12 protein-coding genes and 4 pseudogenes are annotated in these 20,892 nt (G+C 49.8%); 3 read left to right on the top strand and 13 right to left on the bottom strand.

The genetic code is table 11. The annotated features are described in order from the left end of the window. Nucleotides 1-17 precede the first annotated feature (17 nt). The 8 genes and pseudogenes from yidC to lpxK form a co-directional block, all read right to left on the bottom strand. Complete coding sequence (gene yidC, locus LN737_RS18890) at nucleotides 18-1,892, bottom strand: membrane protein insertase YidC (protein WP_405511387.1); 1,875 nt, start codon at nucleotides 1,890-1,892, stop codon at nucleotides 18-20. A gap of 115 nt (nucleotides 1,893-2,007) precedes the next feature. Beyond that, nucleotides 2,008-3,708, bottom strand: a complete 1,701-nt coding sequence (locus tag LN737_RS18885) for a CTP synthase (RefSeq protein WP_405511386.1) — start codon at nucleotides 3,706-3,708, stop codon at nucleotides 2,008-2,010. A 328-nt stretch (nucleotides 3,709-4,036) separates the two neighbouring features. Next, nucleotides 4,037-4,675: a gluconate 2-dehydrogenase subunit 3 family protein gene (locus LN737_RS18880; RefSeq protein ID WP_405511385.1), complete on the bottom strand. Its 639-nt coding sequence runs from the start codon at nucleotides 4,673-4,675 to the stop codon at nucleotides 4,037-4,039. A gap of 20 nt (nucleotides 4,676-4,695) precedes the next feature. After that, nucleotides 4,696-6,440: pseudogene (locus LN737_RS18875) on the bottom strand (GMC family oxidoreductase). Nucleotides 6,441-6,587: 147 nt separating this feature from the next. Continuing rightward, entirely contained in the window at nucleotides 6,588-7,862 is a 1,275-nt protein-coding gene (locus LN737_RS18870; protein WP_405511384.1) for a putative porin, read from the bottom strand. A 44-nt stretch (nucleotides 7,863-7,906) separates the two neighbouring features. Then, nucleotides 7,907-8,335, bottom strand: a pseudogene (locus LN737_RS18865) (putative porin); the annotation flags it as partial. 312 nt (nucleotides 8,336-8,647) lie between these two features. After that, nucleotides 8,648-8,965, bottom strand: a complete 318-nt coding sequence (locus tag LN737_RS18860) for a tetraacyldisaccharide 4'-kinase (protein ID WP_405511383.1) — start codon at nucleotides 8,963-8,965, stop codon at nucleotides 8,648-8,650. Then, nucleotides 8,899-9,714 (bottom strand): tetraacyldisaccharide 4'-kinase, encoded by an 816-nt coding sequence (gene lpxK, locus LN737_RS18855; protein WP_405520455.1) that lies wholly within the window; start codon nucleotides 9,712-9,714, stop codon nucleotides 8,899-8,901. The genes LN737_RS18860 and lpxK overlap by 67 nt, the downstream gene beginning before the upstream one ends. Nucleotides 9,715-9,798: 84 nt before the next feature. On the opposite strand from lpxK, the pseudogene LN737_RS18850 reads away from it, so the two are divergent. Then, nucleotides 9,799-10,889, top strand: a pseudogene (locus LN737_RS18850) (o-succinylbenzoate synthase). Between the two features lie 36 nt (nucleotides 10,890-10,925). Further along, nucleotides 10,926-12,440 (top strand): helix-turn-helix domain-containing protein, encoded by a 1,515-nt coding sequence (locus LN737_RS18845; protein ID WP_405511382.1) that lies wholly within the window; start codon nucleotides 10,926-10,928, stop codon nucleotides 12,438-12,440. Nucleotides 12,441-12,446: 6 nt separating this feature from the next. Here the strand turns inward: LN737_RS18845 and LN737_RS18840 are convergent, their stop codons facing one another. From LN737_RS18840 to LN737_RS18825, 4 genes and pseudogenes are all read right to left on the bottom strand, one after another. Next, the gene (locus LN737_RS18840; protein WP_405511381.1) at nucleotides 12,447-13,901 is read right to left on the bottom strand and encodes a TolC family protein; all 1,455 of its coding nucleotides are present in this window, start codon (nucleotides 13,899-13,901) and stop codon (nucleotides 12,447-12,449) included. Further along, nucleotides 13,876-17,069 (bottom strand): annotated as a pseudogene (locus LN737_RS18835) (efflux RND transporter permease subunit). The gene LN737_RS18840 and the pseudogene LN737_RS18835 overlap by 26 nt, the downstream one beginning before the upstream one ends. A 73-nt stretch (nucleotides 17,070-17,142) precedes the next feature. After that, nucleotides 17,143-18,276: an efflux RND transporter periplasmic adaptor subunit gene (locus tag LN737_RS18830; RefSeq protein WP_405511380.1), complete on the bottom strand. Its 1,134-nt coding sequence runs from the start codon at nucleotides 18,274-18,276 to the stop codon at nucleotides 17,143-17,145. A gap of 352 nt (nucleotides 18,277-18,628) precedes the next feature. Beyond that, nucleotides 18,629-19,069 carry a hypothetical protein gene (locus LN737_RS18825; protein ID WP_405511379.1) on the bottom strand — a complete coding sequence of 147 codons (441 nt, stop codon included), beginning with the start codon at nucleotides 19,067-19,069 and terminating at the stop codon, nucleotides 18,629-18,631. A gap of 98 nt (nucleotides 19,070-19,167) precedes the next feature. Between LN737_RS18825 and LN737_RS18820 the strand changes: the two genes are divergently transcribed. Further along, the gene (locus tag LN737_RS18820; RefSeq protein WP_405511378.1) at nucleotides 19,168-19,704 is read left to right on the top strand and encodes a GNAT family N-acetyltransferase; all 537 of its coding nucleotides are present in this window, start codon (nucleotides 19,168-19,170) and stop codon (nucleotides 19,702-19,704) included. Here the strand turns inward: LN737_RS18820 and LN737_RS18815 are convergent. Further along, nucleotides 19,699-20,745, bottom strand: a complete 1,047-nt coding sequence (locus tag LN737_RS18815) for an alpha-hydroxy acid oxidase (RefSeq protein WP_405511377.1) — start codon at nucleotides 20,743-20,745, stop codon at nucleotides 19,699-19,701. The two genes, LN737_RS18820 and LN737_RS18815, sit on opposite strands and share 6 nt — an antisense overlap. Between the last annotated feature and the right edge of the window lie 147 nt (nucleotides 20,746-20,892).

Genomic DNA, 20,892 nt, shown 5'->3' with positions numbered 1-20,892 from the left:
TATCGTTACACACTTCACTACGTATTGCCCTTGTTTTTTTGTTTAGCCCGCCGTTGCGCTTCATCCGCCTGCTTACGAGCATCTTCAGCTGCGGCCAGTTGCCGTTGCAGTAAAGCCTGAAAACCACCGGGTTTCTTACCCTGTCCGGATGCATTCTTCCGGCGGTTCTCGTCTAGAACCGCTTTAATTTTATCTTCATCCACAAACCGTCGGATGAGCTGCTGCTGGGTTATCGTCACTACGTTCGACACAAAATAATAAAACGTCAACCCGGCCGGATAGGAATTAAGCACAAACATAAACATGAGCGGAAAAACATAGCTCAGCGCTTTCATGTTTACCGGCCCCGGTTGTGCTGGAGTTGTCTGGTTGTTATAATAGGCGTACGCAATGGACGAAGCCGTCATCAGTACGGTGAACAGACTCAAGTGGCTTCCAATGAACGGAATTGTCGGGAACTGAATGAAGGCATCATAGGTCGATAAATCGTTTGCCCACAAAAAGGACTTCTGGCGCAATTCAATCAGGTTCGGGAACAGCATGAACAAGGCAAACAGAATGGGCATGGTCGCCAGCACAGGGACGCATCCACTTAGTGGACTCACGCCAACTTCCTGATACAGCTTCATCTGCTCCGCCTGTTGCTTCGCCATATCATCACCAACCCGTTCTTTTATTTCATTGATCTCCGGCCCCAAGACTCGCATTTTGGCCATACTGACGTACGACTTATATGTCAATGGCGTTAGCAGGAGTTTAACGAACACGACCAGCACAACAATCAGCAGCCCGTAATTGGAAATAAATTTCCCAAGAAAATTGAATACTGGCACAAAGAAATACTTGTTGATGGGCTTCAGGATCGAATAGCCTAAGTACACGTTCCGATCAAATTCCGGTGCTACGTCGCCCAGTAACTGAAATTCGTTCGGGCCATAATAGAACTTGTACTGCCCTTTCCCGGCTTTCACATCAGCCATCGGCAACGTAACATCCGCAATGGCGGTCTTGACGACGCTGCTATCCGCTGGATTAACCGATGCTCTGAAACTGGCTTTCGTCAGTGGAGCATTTTTAGCAATAAAGCCCGACAGGAAATATTTGTGCTTGATGGTAAACCACTGAACCGGCTCGTCGACCGTAGCTTCCTGGCTGCTCTCTCCTTCTGTCAGGTTTTCAAAACTCTCATCGGCAGTCAGGTAGTTGATCGTAGCAGAACGGCGGTTGTTCGTCAGGTCGTTTTCATACTGCTGCATCTTATCCTCCCATAGGAACCGGATGTCGCCGGCGCCTACTGTACTGGTCAGCCCATTGAGTTTCAGGTCGTAATTCAGTACGTATCCTTCTGCTGGAATAGTATAGACTTGTTCAACCGATTCGCCGGGTGCAATCTTGGCCCGAAAGACAATCTGTTGCGGTTGACCACTCACAGTGGCATTCTGAGCGCTTGTCTGATAGTAAAGTTTATGCAGATCAACTTTTCCCTGATTGGTTGGCAGTTCCAGAACAGTCTGGCTGCTTTTTGAATCAATTAAAACCAGCGGCTTTTGTGTATACGTTTTGTAGTTTTTCAGGACTACTTCTTTAACACGTCCACCCTGTGTTGTGAAGGTTACTTTGAGGTCTTTATTCTCAACAACGATATCGCGGGATTCGCCGGTAGCCACGGTGGCAAATTCGCCAAACTTTGCTTTAACAGCTGCCGAATCCAACGTTGGATTGACTTGGCCTGCCTGTTCAGCCGGGGCCGCAGCACCAGTGGCTGTCGTTGGTTTTGTTGTTTGTGTTTTTTGGGCCAGTTCTTTTTCAGGCGCGGGTTTTGGCACCAAAAGCTGATAGCCGACCAGCATCGCCATAATCAGGACAATGCCAATTAGTTGTTTACGATCCATTTAGTTTGTAGTCGTCAGTCAATCGGTATCGGTTGTTAGTGGCGAAAACCAGCCCTAAAACGGAATGATGATTAACTGACGACTTTTTTTTGCAAAAATACGGCAATCCGGTGGGTTAATCAACCACATCGGCGGTTTCTACACGGGCGGTTGAAATTTCGGATGGAGTTGCTGGCTCAGCTCTCTTTTGTTGACTGTACGTAAGGGCCGCCCGCACAAACTGAACAAAGAGTGGGTGCGGATTCATAACCGTGCTTTTCAGCTCCGGGTGAAACTGCACGCCCACAAACCAGGGATGGCTGGTTAACTCAACAATCTCAACCAGTCCTGTATCAGGATTAATACCCGTTGGTCGAAGCCCGGCTTTCTCAAATGCATCCAGATAATCGTTGTTGAATTCGTACCGATGGCGATGCCGTTCACTGATCTGCGTTTTTCCGTAGATTTTATGAGCCAGCGAATCACGTTTGAGTTTGCAGCTATAAGCGCCTAGTCGCATTGTCCCCCCTTTGTCGGTGATATTTTTCTGCTCCTCCATCATGCTAATGACCGGGTTTGGCGTATGGGGTTCCATCTCCGTTGAGTGTGCATCTTCAATCCCCATGACGTGCCGGGCGTATTCGATTACGGCCATCTGCATACCCAGGCAAATACCCAGGAAAGGAATATTGTGCTCCCGAACGTAGCGAACAGCATTGATCTTGCCTTCGATGCCCCGTTCACCAAAACCGGGCGCCACCAGAACGGCATCCAGTTGGCTCAACACCTCCGCGCAATGATGTTCATCGACCAATGTCTCCGATTGAATCCATTCCAACTGTACTTTGCATTCATTGGTAGCTCCGGCATGAATAAACGACTCAGCAATTGACTTGTAAGCGTCATGCAGTTCGACGTATTTGCCGACCAGTCCAATGCGAACGGAATCTCCCGGGTTTTTGAGTCGGCCCAGAAAGGCTTTCCAAACATCCAGGTCTGCATCCTTATCGTTGTACAGGTCCATCATGTACAAGGCACGCTGGTCGAGTCGCTCTTTCTGCATCAGTAAAGGCACGTCGTAGATCGTTTCGGCATCAATGGCTTCGATGACCGAGCTAACCTGCACATTACAGAACAAGGCTATTTTCCGGCGGATTTCCTGCGGTAGCGGGTGTTCTGTCCGGCAAACTATGATGTCGGGCTGAACACCGTTTTCGAGCAGCATCCGAACAGAATGCTGCGTTGGCTTGGTCTTCAACTCACCCGCCGATTGGAGGTACGGCACCAGCGTAAGATGAATAACCAGCGTGTCGTGCTCGCCCAGTTCGAATTTCAGCTGACGAACAGCCTCAACGAACGGGAGCGATTCAATATCGCCCACGCAACCGCCAATTTCCGTAATGACAATATCATACTCACCGGTATCCCCCAGAAGTCGGATGTTCCGCTTGATTTCGTCGGTGATATGGGGAACGACCTGAACGGTTTTTCCAAGAAAATCCCCCCGCCGTTCGCGCGTGATGACGTTGTTGTAAATACGTCCTGTGGTAATGTTATTTGCCTGCGATGTCGGTCGGTTCAGGAAACGTTCGTAGTGACCCAGATCAAGGTCCGTTTCTGCTCCGTCGTCCGTTACGTAGCATTCGCCATGTTCATATGGATTAAGCGTTCCGGGGTCAATATTGATGTACGGATCGAATTTTTGAATCGTTACCGACAATCCCCGCGATTGAAGAAGTTTGGCCAGTGAAGAGGCAATGATGCCTTTGCCAAGTGATGAAGTTACTCCGCCAGTAACAAAAATATATTTCGCGGATTTGGGTCCCGTAGCCGCCATGTGTGAAACCTGTTTTGGTCGTTACGGGATGTAAAGGTACAGAAAAAAGGCGGAAGCAGGAAAGAATAAAAAACGGAAAGTTAATTAACAAAGCTTAATTTGTTCGTGGTCAAGCGTATACAAATAAATAAGTAGCGTATATTTCTTTTTGTCATTGTTTATTTGAAGCGGCACCCTACTGGCATATTAATTTTATGATCACCCTACGCTATATAAACACGGATGCTATTTCCGCTTTGACCTACGGTTGTGCTTCAGGATATTTTCATTAGTAAATAATCGTCAACATTCAATAAAAAAAGCGGCTGATACTCAGCCGCTTTTTTTATTATTTTCCCTGGGTTAATTCCCGTTCTTCGTAGGCTAAGCCATATTGCTTGAGCACATCGTCGGGAACGCCATCCCATTGATTCGGTACGTTACCAACATACCCGAGATCTTTAATACCCATTTGACTGGTATAAAAACCCGATGCAGTCAGGTTGCGCATCATTGTGAAAAATGAAGCGCCCTGCGACAGTTCAGGCTTCACCTTTGACGGGTAAGCAATCTGATCGACTAATTCAATCTGCTGGGTTTTGGTACACTGGATAAATGGTTTGCTATAACGTTTGACGCAGGTATTATCGATCCAGCGAATCCCACCGCGCATTGGCGTCTGGTTTCTGGGCTGATCTTTCATCATGAATTCGATGAAAGCTGGCACTCCAGCCTGCGAAGCACTGCCTGATTTTTCATCGGCAGGAATAATGATATCCGATAACACCGTAACGGTCTGCAACTCATGGGGTGTAAAGAATTTCTCGGCCATGAGTTTGGCATCGCGTTCAGCCTCGAACTTCTGCCGTCCACCCGGAATTTTTAAGGGCTTTACCTCGGGTGGAGCGGGAACAGCAGCTTCTACGGGTGAAACGGCCAGGCCGAATCCCGTAAGCGAGAGGGCTTTTAAGGAATCTCTACGTTTCATAATTCTTCGGGTTCGAGCTATTAAATATTCTTTTGTTTGACCTGATCAATTAGGTATTCGCTGGTACGCATAGACGACGCCAGAATCGTCCAGGTTACGTTCTTATCCCCCTGCGACGGGAACGGCGCTGCATCCACAACAAACAGATTCTTTACGTCGTGTGCCTGCTGATATTTGTTCAAAGCCGAATTTTTGGGATCGCTACCCATTCGTGCCGTACCCACTTCGTGAATAATTTGACCGGGTGCTGCTAAACCGTAATTATTGGCCGCATTTGGTTTATCTCCCAGGGCAATTCCACCCATCGAGTGTATAATTTCCTCGAAGGTTTCCTGCATGTGTTTGGCCTGCTTGATTTCGTAATCCGACCATTTATAGTTAAACCGCAGTACAGGAATACCGTATTTATCCACAACACCCGGATCGATTTCGCAGTAGTTGCTTTCCAGAGGCACTGGTTCGCCACGACCCGCCATACCGACATAAGCACCGTAGAACCGGCGATAATCATCTTTCAGGCTGGCCCCGTAACCGCCCCCTGGCTTCATTTTTCCATCGCGGCCGGGCAGGATGCTGTTCATGCCTTCGATGCCCCAGCCGAATCCGTAGGCAGGCATACCCATACCGCCCCAGTATTCGATGTGATAGCCCCGCGGGAAATCCAGTTTTTTGTTATCGAGCCACCAGGGTGTAAAGACGTGCATTCCACCAACGCCATCTTCATTGTAACGCTTGCGGTCCATCAGAGCCGGTATAAACGCTGAGCGCGAGGCTCCGGTGGAGTCGTTGATGTATTTACCCACTACGCCACTGCTGTTTGCCAGACCGGTCGGGAAACGACTCGACTTGGAATTTAGCAGTAACCGGGCGGTTTCGCCGGCACTGGCGGCCAGGATCACCGTTTTTGCTTTTATGGTGATTTCCTGCAGGCTTTGGGTATCTACGTAACTGACCCCCGTAGCCAGACCCGTAGCCGGATCGGTCATTACTTCGCGGACCATCGCGCCATTGATCAGCGTTACGTTGCCCGTTTTCATAGCGGGCTTGACCAACACTGACGATGACGAAAAATCGGCGTAAGCCTGACAGGCCCGACCACACTGACTGCAATAAAAGCACTGCCCACGCTCATTGTTGATGGGTTTGGTCAGAATCGACAGGCGTGATGGAATAACCGGAATCCCGATGCTCCGGGCTCCTTTCCGAATCATCAGTTCGTGCAAACGAGGCTTAGGTGGCGGCAGAAAAATTCCGTCCGGCTCAGACGGCATGTTTTCAACGGAGCCAAACACACCAATCAATCGGTCTACCCGGTCATAGAATGGTTTCAGATCGTCGTACCCGATTGGCCAGTCTTCCCCCACACCGGTCATACTTTTCCGGCGGAAATCATCCGGGGCAAAGCGCAGCGAAATACGTCCCCAGTGATTGGTACGTCCGCCCAGCATCCGCGATCGAAACCAGTAGAATTCAGTACCTTTCGCCGTTGTATAGGGCTCTCCTTCAATATCCCATCCGCCCCAGGCTGCGTCAAAATCGCCAAAAGCCCGTGTGGTGCCTGCCCCGCGCCGGGGCGATTCCCAAGGCCATTTTAATTGAGTAATGTATTTCGGATCAGCGGGGTCGAAATACCCCCCGCTTCCAGCAGCACGACTTTTGCACCAGCTTTTGCCAGTGTATAAGCAGCCATACCGCCCCCAGCACCTGAGCCAACAATGGCTACATCATATTGGGTTGGTGCTTTTTTAATCTGGAATGGGTCCATTCAGCAATCGATTTATTGGTTGGTTGAGAAAAGATGCTATTACTAAATTCTTTCTTCGAGACGATGTAATTAGCGGCTCGAATTCACGGTATCAGAAGTTACTTAGTTCACCTGAGTAAGCACAAAACAGCGCTATCCTACCTGAAATCAGTCAAATAAATACCAGTCTACCCCGAAGGCAAACCCTCGGCGAACCTGTAAAAAATCAGGCGCCACAAAATAGCCCGGCGCAAACAGCCCCTGATTGGCATGGGTCAGTTTCACAAACAGACGAGTTCGATTGACCCGCAAATTAGCGTATAAATCAGCGAGTACATAGCCTTCCACTTTCTGCCGATTCTGCAGATAAAACTGCTGCGTAAGGGGCATATACGCATCGGCATAATAGGGCGATTTATAATGGATGTCGATTCCGGCCTGGATATAAAGCACCTTGGCGTACAGAAATTCATACTGTAACCGGGCGTTCAGAAAAAAAGGCGGGGTTCGAAGTATATCCGAGCGGGACTGAACCGTGTACAATGCCTGCCCGGCGAGCAGGAACTTCCCAAACGGCAGATGGTACCCCAGCCCGGTACGTAGTACGCTGAAAGACCCCGACGCCTGCCGGGCTATGGCTGCTGTATCATAATAAACGTAGTTGCTGAGCAGGTAATAATCCAGGTTAGGCTCTAGGCGCAACTGTTTATAGCGAAGATTTAATTTGGCAAAGGCATGATTGAAACCCCGCAAACTAAAGTTGTTCCGCCAAATCTGGATCATGCTTTGAAAGCGCTCCTGCAGCAGGGTTGGGTTGACAAACATGGATGAATAGCCAACGGTCAGGTATTTGCTGTCGAATTGCCCCTGCAACCGGTAACCACCTCCAACCTGATATTCTAGTTCGGCCGTCACCTGCGACAGACTATCCGGAAAATAATACCCAAACCAGCCGCCAACAAAGGTTTCGGTGCGGGGAATGTCATACTCGTTATAATTGGTTGCGGAGGTATTATACCGGGTGTGTTGTTTGTAATTCCGAATCCGGAGATAGGCCCGGTAATTAAACGAAGCCGCTTTATACTGCGCTATCCCCTTTATGCCAAACTGATTCTCCAGCAAACGGAAGCGCGATAGCTGCTCCAAACGCGACGTATCGCCCAGCGCATTCGTATGATAGAACTGACGCACGGTCGAATCGGGCAGTGTATACGACTGATTGATAGCCAGTTGATCATCCTGATAAAAGTTTTTTTGAATCCGGTAATCGAACCGATGATAGACCTGGAATCCTTTCTCAAGCACGTACTGATGGTAAGCATGCCAGCCATTCCGTATTTCCCAGCCGTGTGGCCCCTGAACCGACGTGCTCCCACTCCGCAGGAGGGCATCACCGTTGTAATTATAAATAATCGGGCTTCCATCAGCCGTCTGTCCCGGCAATACGCCCCCTGCTCATCAAGGCTATGATTCATATTATTGAAATGAGCCAGCAGGGTATACTTATCGTTTTTGGATCGGTAGTTTGTATGCAACACAAATCCCCAGTTTTGCGCCAGCAGTTTGAAGGGATCGTTATTCCCCGTTGTACCAAAATGCTTTTGCGACGTAAACCGCTGAACATCAAAGCCCACATTCCAGCGGGGCGTAATGTTCTGAGCCATGTCAAAGCGAAGAATATTCTGGTTGTTGCCCCCCAGCGCTACGTACATATCCGTGAATGGCGACTTTGTATCGAAATACTTTACGCCCATGGTTGGATATGCATATGGGGAAAAGACGGTAAAGCCCGGTTGTGCGCCTAACTGGTCGGGCACCTGAACATACACGGGATGGATGGGCGTACCGAGGGTTCCTAAATCCTGGTATAAATTCTGGCTACGCTGCACATAGGTGAACCGATGAACATCGTCCATCGTCGTGTCCATGGTATACAACCGACGGCGATTGTTGAAGATATCATCTTCCAGTACGTATCGGGTTGATTTCGGGCCATAAATTACCTTCGTTGAGTCATCGATGCCGTTGATACCGGTTGTTGAGGTCGGCATGGCCTGCCGGCCGCCAAACCCACCGGCAGCACTCCCTGGCATCTGCATACTCCCCGGAAATTGCTGTGCCCGGCCAGCGAGCGCCAGACTAAAAAGAATAAAGAAGGCAAAAAAACTCCGATTCATCAGGTCAAAAGTACGCCAAAACGGCCGACAGCCGAAACGCGCTGTGCGTAGTTAACGATTTTTAAGTGAATTATCGTCCAGAAATGCTATAAATGCCTGTTCGTGACCGGGTAAAAATTGAACGGCCACAGGTAGGTAATATAAGGGGTATTGCCCTTGTTCGGTTGAGCTAAGTAGCGCATCAAGTTTCACCCAATCTTTTTCGGTGGTCAGCAACGCTCCTCCTGCGGGTAAAGCCGCCAGTATTGTATCCAGTTCCGTGCGTGAATACGCATGATGATCAGGAAACCGATAATGATGCTTTAGTAGGTACGTTTGCCGGACGTACTGTTCAAGTGGCTCAGCATTGGCCAGGCCCGATACCAGCACCAGGTCGCGAAGATCTGATGCTGGCTCCTGGGTAGCAAATGAGCGGGGTTGGCCATAGCGCAACCCAGCAAAAAAATGGGAACGTCATGTAGGGCATAAGGGCGAATCCGATCTATAATACGCTGCTGTTCCATAGCCCACAGATTCAGGGGGCATTTGGTCACCACAATACCATCGGCCCGTCTGGCTCCCTTCCGCCGTTCGCGCAGGCGACCGACCGGAAATGGGTAGTCGTCGTAGAAAGGACGGTTGTAATCGGTGAGCAGTAGTTGCAAATGCGGACGGACGGCCCGGTGCTGAAATGCATCATCGAGCAAAATTTGCCGGGTTGCGGGATGCTTACGTAACAACGCCTGAATAGCTTCAGCCCGTCGTTCGCCCACACAGACCCGAACAAGGGTTTTAAACTTTCGATAGAGTTGCAGAGGTTCATCGCCAATGGTTTCGGCCGTATCGGTCTCCGTGGCAATCCGAAAGCCGCGGGTTCGGCGACCATAGCCCCGGCTTAACGTAGCGGTCGAGCCAACAACCGTTTCTGACGAGGCAGGAATAGACCGTTTAATCAAAAATTCGATCATAGGCGTTTTTCCTGTCCCCCCTACCGTAAGATTTCCTACGCTGACAGTGAATACTTTAGGTCGAAACGATTTCAGTAACTGGCTATCATAGAGCCAATTACGAATTGTCGTTACTAGTCCATAAAGTCCACTGAATGGCAAGAATAGCCACTTAACCCCCAAACGCTTCATTAATAATTTCGTAATATTGCCCGCTTGAGCAGTCAAAAGTAGTATTTTTAGGATTGGGATTCCCCGTCCATGCCGTCCAGTACAATGAGTTTACAAGCTGACTACCTTCCATACACGTTGCATTTTCGCTTCGAAGCGGGTACGTCACGCGGCACCCTTACGGAAAAAACGTCTTACTTTATTCGGCTGTTCGACACGGATAATCCAACGGTGGTCGGTTACGGCGAGTGCGGCCCGTTAAAGGGGCTTAGTTTCGATGATCGACCCGACTTTGAAGAGCAGCTCCGTACGTATTGCGAAGAGTTCAACGCGCTCGATCTTCAGTTGTTTCGCTGGAATGTCCCGATTGTACTCAGTCAGATTATCAGTCCCCGGTTCCCTAGTATTCTATTCGGTTTTGAAACAGCCATGCTCGATTTTCTATCGGGCGGGTGCCGTATCATTCATACGTCTGAGTTTACCGCCGGCCAGCGCTCCCTGCCTATCAATGGGCTTATCTGGATGGGAAACCCCGAGTTTATGCGTCAGCAGATTGAAGAGAAACTGGAGACCGGCTATTCGACAATCAAGTTAAAAATTGGTGCTATTGATTTTGAGCAGGAATGCGACCTGCTGGCTATGATTCGGGAGCGTTTTACAGCGCAGGAAATCGCCCTGCGGGTGGATGCCAATGGCGCGTTTGACCCGGCCGACGCGATGCGTAAACTCGAACGACTGGCAGCTTACGATCTCCATTCGATTGAACAGCCGATCCGTGCCGGTCAACCCGAGTTGCTGGCTGACCTGTGTCAGCATACTCCCCTTCCCATCGCGCTCGACGAAGAATTGATCGGGCAGATGGAATACGTGCATAAATTCCGGCTGCTAAAAAAATTCAGCCACAATTTATTGTGCTGAAACCGACCCTGCTGGGTGGACTTCGGCACTGCGACGAATGGATCGAACTGGCGGGGCGGCTAAATATCGGTTGGTGGATTACGTCGGCGCTGGAATCGAATATTGGCCTGAATGCTATTGCTCAATATACGGCTCAATTCAAGCACTTATTACCACAGGGCCTGGGAACGGGCCAGTTGTATGCCAACAACCTCGACAGTCCGCTTGAAGTTGAAGAGGGACATTTACATTACAATCTTGCGCATCCCTGGAACCTAAGTTCCCTGTTGAAGGCTTAACATAACAGAGGATAACCCTAACTCCTTACGTATCATTTGAATCTTCCAGCCGATCATATCCGCCTTTTATTTGGCCTGAAACTACGTCAGCTTCGTATCGACAGAGGCTTGTCAGTCAGCGAATTAGCGCAACAGTCCGGCTTATCGATTTCTTACGTAACAGAAATCGAAAAAGGCCGGAAATACCCCAAAGCTGATAAAATTTCAGCCCTGGCCAATGCCATGCAAGTTGATTACGATACGCTTGTGTCGCTGAAGCTTAGCAAGAAACTGGAGCCTATTTCAGACCTCATCCGCTCTAAATTTCTGACCGAGATTCCGCTTGAACTGTTTGGCATCGACCCGTCGGATCTGCTTGAGCTGCTCGCCGAAGCGCCGGCTAAAGTCAGCGCCATGATCCGTACGTTTATGGACATTGCCCTGAGCTATAACATGAGCGTAGAGCGGCTGTACCTGACCATGCTTCGGTCCTATCAGGAACTGCATGATAATTACTTTCCTGAAATAGAAGCGGATGCGGATCGGTTCCTGCATGAATTTGCGCCCGTGTCGGGTGGAGCGTCCGATCAGGCAGTTACGGAGACGCTGCTAGCCAATCTACTGAAAACCCGCTATAGCATTCATATTGAATATTTTGATACCCTCACGCAGCCGGAACTGGTTTCTCTGCGTTCGTTTTTTCGGGCCGATCATCATACACTGCATCTGAACGCAGGGCTTACTGCCGAACAACGTTCGTTTATTCTGGCGCGCGAGGTTGGCTTTCAGTTCATGAACCTGAAAAACCGACCCTATACGTATTCCTGGGTCGAGGCTGATTCGTTTGAGCAGATGCTCAACAACTATAAAGCGTCTTATTTTGCGGGGGCGATTCTGATCCGTCGCGATGCCCTGGTATCGAAGTTAAGCGAATTATTTGACCGCGATACCTGGAGCAATGAAGACTTTCTGCAACTGATCACCGACTTTGGGGCCACCCCTGAACGCTTTTTTTATCGGTTAAGCAACGTACTACCCAGTCAGTTTGGCATCGACCAGCTGTTTTTTTATCGCTTTAACCATATCCCAGGCCAAACAGCGTTTCAGCTAACCAAAGAAATGCACCTGTCCCGACAGGAAGGTCCCCGCAGTTTTGTTGACGAACATTTCTGTCGGCGCTGGATTGCCTGGACGATCTTACAGGAGCTTCAGTTTTTGCAGCAGAATAAAGGATTTGATAGCACACTTTGCCGCGCTCAGCTTTCCGAATACGCTGATTCAGGTCAGCAGTATCTGATTATTTCGGTGGCTCATGCGTTTCAGCCGCAGTTCCAGCAAAACATGAGTGTATCGATGTGTTTTGCGGTGAACGATAACCTGAAGCGTAAGATGAAGTTTCTGGCCTCCCCCCACTCCATAACGGCTTTACCGGACATTCCTTTCCGCATCGTCAATCAAACCTGCGAACGCTGTGGCATTTTTGACTGCCGTGAGCGGGTGGCGGCACCCACCGTTCTGCAAAAGAAACGCCAGTTCGAAGCAACCAAAAAAGCCATGGACGCTTTGCGGTAACCGATCTTACTGCCACCCTCCGCCCAATGCCCGATACAGATCGACCAGTGCTAAAAACTGAGCGCGTTTGGTGTTAATCAATGAAAGCTCGGCTTCTAGCACGTTACGCTGTGCCGTAATCACTTCCAGATACGTAGCGTACCCGTTGGCGAATAATTCATTTGACGTAGTAGCAGCTTGCCGTAACACCGCCACTTCCTGACGCTGAAGGCTGGCTACGTTTCGGTAGTTTTCTAATCCTTTCAAACTGATAATCACCTCCGATACGCCCGTCAACACAGCCCGCTGGTAAGCATAATACGCTTCCCGGCTTTGCGCGCCTGTAATGGCCAGGTTTCCTTTAAGATACCGACGGTTAATGATCGGTCCGGCCAATCCGCCCAGCACCCCCAACGCCAAAGATTGCGGATTCAAGAGTACCTCAGGACGGAAAGCGTTAAAACCAGCATAGGGCGTCAGATTCAGCGACGGCAGGAATTCAGCCCGAGCCACGGCCACATCGACGTTTGCCGCTTCCAGCTCCCGTTCGGCCTGGCGGATATCCGGGCGACGACGTACCAGTTGGGCAGGAACTCCGGCAGATATACCCGTCGGTAACGACTGTTTTTCAATCGATGCACCCCGCGCTATAGGTTGTGGATAGCGGCCCAGCAGTATATTGAGCTGGTTTTCGGTTTGCACGATTTCCTGCTGCACCCGCCCTTCCAGACCGCGCGTATTGAGCAATTGTGCCCTGAACTGCTGAACGGCCAGCTCGGTGACCCGACCAGCTTCTTTTTGCACCTGCACCAATTCCAGGGCTTTCTGTTGCAGCTCAATATTCTCGCCAATGATTTCCAGTTCAGCATCCAGCGCCAGCAGGGAATAATACAGCCTTGCCACATCTGCGGTCATCGACGTAACGATCAGGTTGCGCCCTTCCTGCGACGCCAGCACCCGGGTGTAGGCGGCCCGACGCCGATTTCGGAGTTTGCCCCAGATGTCGATTTCCCACGAACTGCGAAGACCTATAAAATAGTCAGGCGTTGGGTTCGGAATGACGCTTGCCCCTGATACGTTGCCGGAGAGGTTCGTATCGAAATTCCCGACTCCATTGAGCGTGTAGCGACCGTATCGGTCAATGCCTGCCGTTGCCACGGCATCGACCCGTGGGAGTAAAGCCCCCTGCGTTATGCCATAATTTCCCCGTGCTACCTCAATCCGCTGTACTGCAATTTTAAGATCGAGGTTACGGACCATCGCCGTATCGATAAGGGTAACCAGGTTCGGATCGGCAAATAAATTTCGGTAGGGCCAGTTACCAATATTCGTTGAATCGGTACGTCCCGTATATGATTGCGGAACGGGCATTGTAGGGGCTGAAGCGGGACTGTGCTGTATTTGGCAACTGCTCAAACACCCGGCAATCAGTAAACTAACTAATCCAGAATAGGTATTAAGATTCCTGAAGAACGGCACCATTTGTATTCGTTTTGGTGGATAAGATTTCCGGTTTTTCACCATCCGAAGATGATTTTTTCGGACCAACCCGTTTCGCGATACGGGCAAACAAAATATACAGGCCAGGCACCAGCACCAACCCGAAAACCGTTCCGATCAGCATCCCTCCTGCGGCAGCGGTACCGATAGAACGGTTCCCCAGCGCGCCAGCGCCCGACGCGATGCAAAGCGGAATCAGACCGGCGATAAACGCCAGCGAGGTCATCAGAATGGGGCGCAAACGGGTTACTGCACCTTCGATGGCCGCCTGCACAATCGATAAGCCTTCCTTCTGCCGCTGATTGGCAAACTCAACAATCAGGATGGCATTTTTACCCAGCAGGCCAATGAGCATGACCAGCGAAACCTGTGCGTAAATGTTGTTTTGCAAACCCGCCAGTTGCAGGCATAAAAACGAGCCGAAAATACCCGCGGGCAGAGACAGCAGCACCGGCAATGGCAAGAACAGGCTTTCGTACTGCGCCACGAGTAATAGATATACAAAAACCAGACAGATCAGAAAGATAAAAATGGCCTGATCACCAGACAGAACTTCTTCGCGCGACATGCCCGACCAGGCGAAGGAGTACCCCCGTGGCAACGCTTTTTCCGCTACTTCCTGTGCCGCTCGCAGGGCATCGCCACTGCTGTATCCCGGCGCGGGTTCGCCGTTGATAAGCGCTGAGAAATACATATTGTAGCGCGTAATCTGCTCGGGTCCATAGACTCGCTCCAGGTGAATGAAATTGGAGAAAGGCACCATCTCACCAGCCGTATTTTTCACGCGCAGATTCAGTACGTCCTCCGGCTTAGCACGGTATTCGGGCGATGCCTGCACCATCACTTTATACATCTGCCCAAATCGAATGAAGTTGGACGCGTAAAAGCTACCCATCAGTGTTTGCAGGGTACTCATGGCGTTATTGATCGATACCCCTTTCTGAGCGGCTTTATCCTGATCGACCTGCAACAGATACTGCGGAAAACTCGGATCGAAGCTCGTAAACGTATTAGCAATCTCGGGTCGCTTATTCAAGGCAGCGATAAATGCATCGGCCACTTTTTTGGTCTTTTGCAGATCACCCGAACCCGTTTGGTCAAGCAACCGCATTTCAAACCCACTCGAATTACCGAAGCCAGGAACTGTCGGCGGTGGAAAAAACTGAATGGTTGCATCCTGAATTGTCCGGGTTTGTTCCACAAGCTCGGCAATGACATCGTCAACTGTTTGCGAACGCTCATCCCAGCTTTTCAGGTTAATCATGCCCATCCCATATGACGCCCCATTCCCTTCGGTCATCAAACTATATCCGGCCAGTGTCGATACGTTTTCAACCGATTTCATCTTCGAGGCTACCCGCTGGATTTTATCCATCACGTCTTCGGTACGTTTAACCGTTGCCCCCACGGGCGTTGTTACGTTCACATAGATCATGCCCTGGTCTTCCGTCGGAATAAACCCACTCGGCAAAACGGAGCTGATTCCCCAGGTTCCGGCCGCAAAGAGTGCAAGCATGGCCAACGTAACGACGCTCCGGCTGGCAACCCGCCGGAGTATTTTCTGGTACCGACCTGTCAGGGCATCGAAACCCCGGTTGAAACGAGTGAACAATCGACCCAAAATACCGGTGGCCTGATGGTCGTGAGCTGGACGAAGCAGTAGGGCGCACAGGGCCGGGGTTAACGTAACGGCGTTAACCCCGGAAATCACAATCGCTACGGCCAGCGTCAGCGAAAATTGCCGATAAAAAATTCCGACGGGGCCCGACATGAACGCTACGGGCACAAACACGGCCGACATGACCAGCGTGATCGCCACCAGCGCCCCACTGATTTCTTTCATCGCGGCAAATGTAGCCGCCCTCGGCGATAGATGTTCTTCAGCCATTTTCGCGTGAACGGCTTCCACAACCACAATGGCATTATCGACCACAATACCGATGGCCAGCACCAGCGCAAACAGGGTCAGCAGATTGATCGAAAAACCGATGGTGCTCATGAACGCAAACGCCCCCACCAGGGCCACAGGCACGGCCAGGGCACAGATCAGCGTTGACCGCCAATCCTGCAAAAACAGAAACACCACGAAAAATACCAGCACAAAGGCTTCAATGAGCGTTCTGATCACTTCATGAATCGACGCATCCAGAAAGCGTGATACGTCGTAAGCAAAGTTGTAGGTCATTCCTGGCGGAAATTTTGATTTCTTCAACTCCGCCATTTTCTCTTTTACATTCTGAATGACTTCGCTGGCATTGGAGCCCGGCCGCTGTTTAAGCATAATCGAGGCCGACGGCCGACCGTCTGTCTTCGATAAGACATCGTAGTTGAGCGAGCCAAACTCTACGTCTGCTACGTCTTTCAATCGCAGGATCGATCCATCCGGTTCAGCCCGTAATACCAGATTTTCGTACTGCTTCGGGTCAAAAAACTTACCGGAATAGCGTAATACGTACTGCAGCATCTGTGGTGCACGGTCGGCGCTTTCGCCCGCTTTTCCGGGGCCGCTTCGACATTTTGCTCCTGGATGGCCCCAACGACATCATCCACCGAAAAACCGTAGGATGTCATCCGGTCTGGCTTCAGCCAAACCCGCATCGAATACTCACGGGAGCCCATAATGGTCGCTACGCCTACCCCATCAATGCGTTTGAGTTCAGCCAGTACGTTGATATCGGCAAAATTGTAAATGAACTTTTCATCCGCGCCCGGGTCGTCACTGAGAATATTGAGGTACAGCAGCATACTGTTTACCTCTTTCTCGGTCGACACCCCTGCTTTCGTGACTTCCGTGGGTAGTTCATCGAGGACGGTGGTTACCCGGTTCTGTACGCTCATCGCGGCCAGATCAGGATCAGTCCCGACTTTGAAAAAAACCTGGATTACCGTGGTCCCATCATTTCCCGATACGGAATTCATGTATACCATGTTTGGTACGCCGTTGATGGCCCGTTCGAGGGGCATGGCCACCGCTTTTGTCGCTACCTCGGCATTGGCGCCCGTGTATTTTGCCGTTACGGTTACGGATGGTGGCACAATATCGGGAAACTGCGTAACGGGCAATCCCGTCAGCGCCAGATACCCCAGTAACGTAATCAGTACAGAAATAACAGCCGACAGCAGTGGCCGTTTGATGAATAAATCGAACATAAGCTGTAGAGGATTTCGAGGAATTGTATTCGGTTCAGTACGTGTAGCCGAAAACCAGCAAACAACTCAGCCATTACTGTTTTGCCAGATCATTGCGAAGACTATCGGTAGAAAACGCCTGCGGAATGATTTGATCCCCGTCGTGAATGTTCTGAATGCCTTCGTAAACCACCCGCTCACCCGGTTGTAAACCAGATCGAACGATATAATTCAGCCCTACCCGAGCCTGCGGCACGAAACTCCTCGACTTTACCCGATTGGATGCATCCACCACATATACGTAGTTTTTATCCTGCACTTCAAAAACTGCTTTCTGAGGTACCAGCAGGGCATCACTCACAATATTGGGCAATCGTACTTTGCCGGATGAGCCGTGTTTAAGCAGTTTCTGCGGATTCGGAAACCGAGCCCGGAAAGCAATCGTACCGGATTCTTCTTCAAAAACACTCTCCATGGTTTCAATACGTCCCTTGTATGGGTAGGGCGTTTCATCGGCCAGCATCATTTCAACTGCCTTGCCGTCTTTCCCGAACAGATCCCGGTGCTTTTTCAAAAAAGTCAGGTACTCTTTCTCCGATACGTCGAAATAGGCAAAAACTTCGTGGATATCAGACACTTCTGTCAGCAATGCCCCCTCTTCTATTAGGCTGCCGATTTTGAAGGGAATCCGGTTGATCACGCCATCGAAGGGGGCCCGAATATTGGCATGAGCCAGCCGGAGTGCCGCTGTCGACTGAGCCGACTGGGCTTCTTCTATCTGAGCGCGGGCCACATCGAGTTTGGCTTTTGCCAGTTCCAGCTCCGACGGAGAAACAATTTTTTTATCGACCAGTAGTTTCACCCGCCCTACTTCCACTTCGGCCGTTTTTGCGCCTGCTTCGGCACTGCGCAAGGCTGCCCGGGCTTTATCCAACCCGACCCGATATTCGGCCGCGTTAAGGCTAAATAACAGTTGTCCCTGATGAACGGACTGCCCCTCATCAACATAGATTTTTTCCAGGAAACCAGAAACCCGCGCCCGGATTTCTACATTTTTGACGGCCTCCAGCGTGGTTACGTAATCGCGTTGCAGCGTAGTGGGCTGCCGACTTAACTGAACAACGGGCACCGTAAGTTTTTCCGATTCCTCCGTCTTGGTTTCGCTTTTGGAGCAGCCAGCCAATAATATACTGATAGACAGAGCGGTTAATTTAATTATGTTTTTCATACGTATTGTGCGTTTGCGGCCCTCTACTACGCGAGAATCCCTCCTGGAATTCTGGGCATATTGGTAAGGCGCATCTCCGCATAAAAAAAGGGTAGCGTTAAAATCAGCCATGAAATAGTACGATATCATCCAGCGAAATGGATGATAGGCTCAAGACAGGCATAGCGCTGACGGGAGCAGAACAGACTCCGTTCTGACAGCCTAAAAATGCCTCAAGCAGATCCTGAAAATCCTCAATCAGGTTAATCGACACGTCAGCCCAGCGTCTTATTGACTTTCCAGGGAAACGATCCTCAACAGATGAGTTAGGAATAGTGTATTAGCAATCAACCAGCCGAATGCAGGCGGTTGATTAGCCAGGTAAAATTGGTTGAGGGGGTGGTCCTACAATTTCCGATACGTGTATAGAAATACGTTCAGGCCAAAAGGGAACAGGTCGCGCGTTCAGATAATGAACAAGCGGCCGTAATGGGGCAAAAGCAAATAATTGATTAAACTCGTAATCCTGTTCTGTGAGTTCTGACTCATCGTTCGAATCATCCTGCTCAGGAACGGCATTCTGTATGCCAAAAACTTCCTCCAGGATCAATTCACTAATACTTTCGATTTTATTGATCGACAAATCTTCATGGTACATGGTTGTCCTGCCTGTTCGTGAAGTCGTATCCCGACTATCAATGCTTATATTGATGACGGTTAAGGCCATCAGAAAGCATAGACACCTGTATACCCAAAAATTGTATCGTCGTTTATCCATATCGTTCAGAAACCAAATGTAATTCAGCGATTTCATAAACTCAACTGATTTTAGATCAGTTAGTTAGAAAACTTGGATAAAGATAATTCTATCGAAGATAGATTAAATTTCGATTAAAAACACGTTTCCAGCTTATGACTTTTTTTAGAATTACGCAGGATCATCCTTATCTGAACCGCATCCAGAGCTGGTATGAAGGCTCTTTCCCGATTGATGAACGACGTAGTTTTGACGAGTTGAAATCGCTTCTGAAGTGCCCGGACATGTACCTATGCGCCTTGCTGATTACCGATAAACTGGTGGGATTCCTGATCTACTGGCACTGGAACGACGTCGTTTATATGGAGCACTTCGCTATTGATCCGAATCAGCGCGGAAAACAATTCGGTCAGCAGGCTCTGGGGCTAATCCTACGTATTCCGACTCAGTACGTACTGCTGGAAGTCGAGCGGGCAACCGACGAAATCAGTCGACGGCGCATACAATTTTATGAACGGCAGGGATTTATTCTAAACCCCTTCGACTATGTTCAACCACCGTACCAGCCCCAAAAATCTGCCGTGCCTATGCGTTTAATGTCTATTCCGGCTCTAGAGAATATAGCCGTATTTGAGCGATTCAGTGATATGATCCGTATTCAGGTCTACGAGCGGTTTTACGACACATTATAATGGATTCCATAACACCGATTTTTCAATATCGGCAAGTGTAGGTCGCCCGGTCAGTATCATCGCTAATTCAAGCTCCTCTTTCAGGATAGTCATCACTTTTGCTACGCCCGCTGCTCCGCCACAGGCCACACCATAGCAGATAGGTTTACCAACCAGAACTGCTTTTGCTCCGAGTGCTATTGCTTTCAGTACATCCGTACCTCTTCGAATCCCGCCGTCCATTAAAATTGGCACCCGATTGGCTACCCGCTCAACAATATACGGAAGCACATCAATTGTTGCGGGTACCGTATCCAGATTTCGGCCGCCGTGGTTTGATACGATGATACCCGATACGCCCGTCTGAATAGCCCGTACAGCATCATTGGGATTTAAAATCCCTTTTACTAATACAGGAATATTGACTGCCGATTTTAACCATTCAATATCCTTCCAGGTCACCGGCTTTTTCTGTGGCCCCGGAGCAATCATATACGGCGCGTTTAGCGTGTCCGGCAACCCGAAGTCAACCCGCTGTTCGCGATTCCGAACACCCCCAACAGGCGTATCCACCGTTATGCAAATGGCTTTAAAACCGAGTGATTCCGCCTTTTGAATCAGTTCTTTTGTAAACTCCCGATCATCCCGAACGTAAAGCTGGAACCACAAGGGCTGCGATGCTACGTTGGCTATTTCTTCCAGCGGTGTCGTTGTAAAGGAGCTTACAACATACGTAGCCCTAGCAGCACTGGCTCCGCGAGCGGTTGCCAGTTCCCCCTCCGGGTGCATTAGCCGATGGTAAGCCGTTGGAGCGATCAATATGGGATAAGGAAGTTCATAGCCAAATAAAGAGAGCCGGGTATCTGGCTTCTCCATATCAGCCAATACGGTTGGGTTGAGTTTAATCGCATCAAATGCCTGCCGATTCCAGCGGAGCGTGACTTCATCGGCGGCTCCGCTCGCTACGTATTCATAAGCCAGCCGCGTCATGTTCGCTTCTGCTTTTTTTTCGAAATCGAACAGGTTTACAAGGTCTGATAAATCATCAGGATTTGTTGGCATTACTCTTTTTGGTGAACCTTGATTTTCTACCGGTGTATTCGAATGATTAGCAGACATGCTTGTAAGGGCAAATTAAATGGACAATGACTCATCTGGGTGAAAATCCTTTTTAGCAACCTGTTACCAAATCCCCATTTCGAGAGAATA

Source organism: Spirosoma sp. KNUC1025 (assembly GCF_045160025.1).
Lineage (GTDB): Bacteria > Bacteroidota > Bacteroidia > Cytophagales > Spirosomataceae > Spirosoma.
The sequence above is the reverse complement of the archived record's forward strand: the minus strand, read 5'-3'. Positions and strand labels throughout refer to the sequence as shown.